The organism is Candidatus Hepatincolaceae symbiont of Strigamia maritima (assembly GCF_055505085.1).
On the sequence record NZ_DBKDTU010000024.1, the window covers coordinates 1 to 3,941 of the forward strand.

General features: G+C 28.7%; 6 protein-coding genes. 4 read left to right on the forward strand and 2 right to left on the reverse strand.

The window, feature by feature from the left end:
• On the forward strand, positions 1-260 hold a 260-nt coding region (locus ACQCX0_RS00575; RefSeq protein WP_462562129.1), incomplete at its 5' end, for a hypothetical protein.
• Positions 261-559: 299 nt separating this feature from the next.
• On the opposite strand, the gene ACQCX0_RS00580 is transcribed toward ACQCX0_RS00575, so the two are convergent.
• Positions 560-2,020: a TrkH family potassium uptake protein gene (locus tag ACQCX0_RS00580; protein ID WP_462562131.1), complete on the reverse strand. Its 1,461-nt coding sequence runs from the start codon at positions 2,018-2,020 to the stop codon at positions 560-562.
• Between the two features lie 181 nt (positions 2,021-2,201).
• On the opposite strand from ACQCX0_RS00580, the gene ACQCX0_RS00585 reads away from it, so the two are divergent.
• The 3 genes from ACQCX0_RS00585 to ACQCX0_RS00595 are packed head-to-tail and all read left to right on the forward strand — an operon-like array spanning position 2,202 to position 3,327.
• A complete protein-coding gene (locus ACQCX0_RS00585) occupies positions 2,202-2,621 on the forward strand; it encodes a hypothetical protein (protein ID WP_462562132.1) in 420 nt (139 codons plus the stop codon).
• Positions 2,622-2,651: 30 nt separating this feature from the next.
• On the forward strand, positions 2,652-3,158 hold the full coding sequence (locus tag ACQCX0_RS00590) for a hypothetical protein (protein ID WP_462562134.1): 507 nt from the start codon (positions 2,652-2,654) through the stop codon (positions 3,156-3,158).
• Positions 3,159-3,204: 46 nt separating this feature from the next.
• A complete protein-coding gene (locus ACQCX0_RS00595) occupies positions 3,205-3,327 on the forward strand; it encodes a hypothetical protein (protein WP_462562136.1) in 123 nt (40 codons plus the stop codon).
• 195 nt (positions 3,328-3,522) lie between these two features.
• On the opposite strand, the gene ACQCX0_RS00600 is transcribed toward ACQCX0_RS00595, so the two are convergent.
• A partial coding sequence (locus ACQCX0_RS00600; RefSeq protein WP_462562139.1) for a hypothetical protein occupies positions 3,523-3,941 on the reverse strand: 419 nt, incomplete at its 5' end.

A 3,941-nucleotide genomic window follows, 5' to 3' on the forward strand; every position in this document is an offset into this window, starting at 1 on the left:
CTAAAACTAGTGAGCTTGAAAAAATTAAGATAGCAGAAAAGTTTGATGAGCAAAAATATACAAAATTAGCTACTGAGATTCTAGTAATTGCTAGAAAAAAAGAGAAAGCAATTATTAAAGCTACCACTAATTTATATAAAAGTATCTCAAAAGAAGATAGAATAGCTATTAATACTGCTACTAAAAGAACTTATAGTAAAGCAGATATTAAAAAAAGCGGTACTAGTGCTGTGATGAAAAAATCTGACGGAAAAAAGTAGTAAAACAAGAAAATAAGTAGTTTTAAATACTCTAAATAGTTATCTTTAGAATTTTAAGGCTTAATAATTAGCTGTAATATTAGTTTTATAGGTTTACAAGTTGTGTTATGAAAAGCAGGTAATTACTTCCTAATTTTTATCAAAAACTTTACTATCTAATTGTTTTATTAGGTTATTTTTTTAAAATAAGATTCTGTATAATTGTTTCTACTGGTTAAGTTAAGTGGTGTAATTATTCAGAATCTTATTTCAAGAATATTAAAGAGTTCCCAAGAATAGCTATGGCTATAAAATAGTGGTTACTGCCAGAATTCCTTATAGAATATAATAAAAATTCCAAAGAGTTCTATTCTTCCCATAAACATTGCAATTATCAAAATCCATTTAGCACTATCCGGTAGTAAAGCATAGTTTCCCACAGGTCCTATAATGTTACCAAGTCCTGGTCCTAGATTAGTTAAGGTTGCAACGGCAGCACTTAGAGCAGTAAGAAAATCTAACCCTACCATAGATAATAATATGGCAATTACTCCTAAACAAAACATAAATAAAAATATATAACTAAGAGCTGAAATAGCAAAATCAGTATTAATGGGGCGATTATTATAATAAGGTACGAATACTCGGTTCTTTAAAAACATCTTTTTTATAGAAAGTCTACAGAGCATATAAGCTACTTGTACTCGGTATACCTTTAAGGCACAAGCTGCAGAACCGGCACAACCTCCTACAAAAGTAATAAAAAATAATAACATTACTGGGAATACACTCCAATTATTATAATAATCGCTAACCACTAACCCTGTACCGGTTAAGGTGCTACTAACTGTAAAAGATGTAAGCTTTAAAGCCTCTAAGAGGTTAATACCGTTATAAAAATGCAACCATAGGGTAATAATAATAATAAACACTACTAATAATTTTATGTAAGCAGAAAACTGTTGATCCTTAAATAAAAGGTTTCCTTTTCTTAAAAAAATAAAATAATACATTAGAATAAAGGGAGCCCCAGCAATAATCATTTCAATTGTTAATAGAATCTCAGCACTGCTACTTCTAAAATAAGCAATAGATTCGTTTTTATTAGAAAAACCTGTGGTAGAAACAGCACTCATACTTTGTATTAAAGCATCAAAGGGTGCAAAATCAGAAATTAAAATTAATAAAAAACTAAAAATTATGGTAAGAGCTACATATAAAATTGTGATTCCTAAGATTGCATGTTTCGCTTTAGCAAAAGAAGTATCAAAGGTTTCAAACCCTGCCATTTTAAAAAGCATCATACCTCCTCCCTGTAAACTGGGAATAAAGATTACCCCAATTAAAACTATTCCGATACCTCCGATCCAACCGCTTAAGAGCCTCCAAAAGTGAAAGCCCGGAGTTAAAATATTAAGGTCTGGTATAATTGTGGCTCCTGTAGTAGTAAAACCTGACATTGCCTCAAAAAAACTATCAGTATAACTTAATTGTAAGTAACTAAAAGCAAAAGGTAAGGCTGCCACCGCAGAGATTACTATCCATGATAAAAAAGTTACTAATAATCCGTCTTTAATAGAAATTTTATTACTAATATTAGATTTATTAGCAAAAGCAAACGCAATACCTGTAAAACAGCATACTAAACCTATAATGAAAAAACTTGGAGCACCGTTGGCATTGTTAAAAAAATCTATTAGTGCAGGAATTAGCATTAGTAAGCCAATAGAGCCCACCAAATAGCCTAAAATTGCTATAATTACTCTGAAATTAATATCCAAAATCTGCTAATCCTGTAATAAATGATTTTAATAATGCAAAAAATTTACTATCATTATTATGATATGTAAAGTATATAATGTCAAATTATACTAAGTTAAACCCAAGGATATTTGAGTGAATGTATCTAGAATAAAGCATAGAATATTTTATAGTTTACTTTGTACTTTTGTGGTTATATTTGTGTTGCTACTAAATTGGCAACCCAAAAAGTTTGACATTATCACTATCAAGACACAAATTCAAAGGAGTGTAGAAAAATTATATAAACAAAATCTAATTTGGATAAAGAAAGATGGTTATTATACCGCAGAATTTGAAACAGAATTTTTAAGTGTTGTGTATTATCTTTCTAAAAATGAACTGAAATCAGAGGCAATTATTTTCAAAGATACCAATAAATTAATATCTGATACTTATTTTCCTTGTTTCAGTTTCTTCTTCATTTTATCAGAAGTAGATTTAGAAAGAGTTTATAAAAATTTTGGGAAGATTATTAATAATAGTATTAATTTAAGCAACGGGATTAACTTATCTATATGGGTCCATAACTCAGTAGATACACAAAGGGTACAATGTAGGATTTATTATGCTGATACATAAAGTAAAATTAAATAAATAAAGAACAAATTTATGACCTCCGCTAAACGTTATGCTAAGGTAGTACGAATCTTAGTAAACTTTCTAAGAAGTAGCCAACAAAAGATTAGTGAAAATTTACTAACTCTCATGGTAAAAATTGCTAATTCATTTGAGCAAGATTCTTATCTGAACATAGATGTAACTCCTTCTTCAGAGAAATATATCTATACTTTAGAGTTTATGCATCAAATGTGCCTATTATTAAAAGAACAGCCTTTTATAAAACAAGAAGAAAATTTACTTTTATTAATTGATGAGGTGGCTTTTGAATGCCTCTTAATGGCGGGTTTGGTTAAGGAAATAATTAGTCTTGTAGCTGATAATAGTGGCTCTAAGTGGGATACAAAAGAACATCCGCAAGATATTGCCCAAGCAGATATAACGGAGAATACAACAAGCATTGTGCAACATAAATTACATGAAGATGCCCAGTCTTATTCCTCAAGGGTTAATAAGAAGATAATTTTTATCAATGGAATTTTAACTATTTCAGATTAATAATTAATTGTTTAAAAAATAAATTAATAATTTTGGGAGAAGTTAAATGGAAAAACTATCATTAAGTAGATATGCTACAATTATGAAACAAACTAGTGATAATAAATATAAAAATAAGACTTATTTAGAAAATATGATTCAAAAAATTACCGATCTAAACATTAAATAGGCTTTATTATTAAAAGTCGGGTAAAGTACTTTAAGCTTAGGTTAAGGATAAGCTAAGAGTTAACCCGACCAGTTAAAGCAGTGCTACAATAGAAAATCTAGCAAAGGTGTCCTTGCCTTATAAAGGTAAAATGAGTATGGTACAATTATTAATAAAGACTTTAATAAGATAATATTAGCTGAGAGCGGTAATGCTCTAGTTATCTTTTTGAATTTGCTCAATACTTTTAATTACATAAGAGGGAATGGTACTTATCTCTTTAAGAATCATAGATAAATATTTACTAATTATAGAGAGAACTAAAAATAATCCTGAGAATCCAAAAGATAAGAAAATCATTTGGGTCATCCATCCTGGTACAATAAGCTCAGAGGTTAAATAGGTAAAGGTAATATACGTTAAAAATGAGATAGACAATAAGAAACAAAGCAAAGAAAGAAACATACTCACATTAGCCCCGATTGTAGAAAAAGAAAATACAATATCTCCGAACATTTCTAGCTTATCATTAACTTTTTCAAAATTATTTTTAATTTTAAGTTTGTTATTATAATAAAAGATAAAATGTTTATAACCGGTGAGTTGGTAAATAATTTTCCGATATTTAGACTTAT

What these genes read in the sequence shown, in the direction of transcription:
- ACQCX0_RS00590 (WP_462562134.1), top strand. Translation starts at nt 2,652, where the DNA reads ATGACCTCCGCTAAACGTTATGCTAAGGTAGTACGAATCTTAGTAAAC.
- ACQCX0_RS00595 (WP_462562136.1), top strand. Translation starts at nt 3,205, where the DNA reads ATGGAAAAACTATCATTAAGTAGATATGCTACAATTATGAAACAAACT.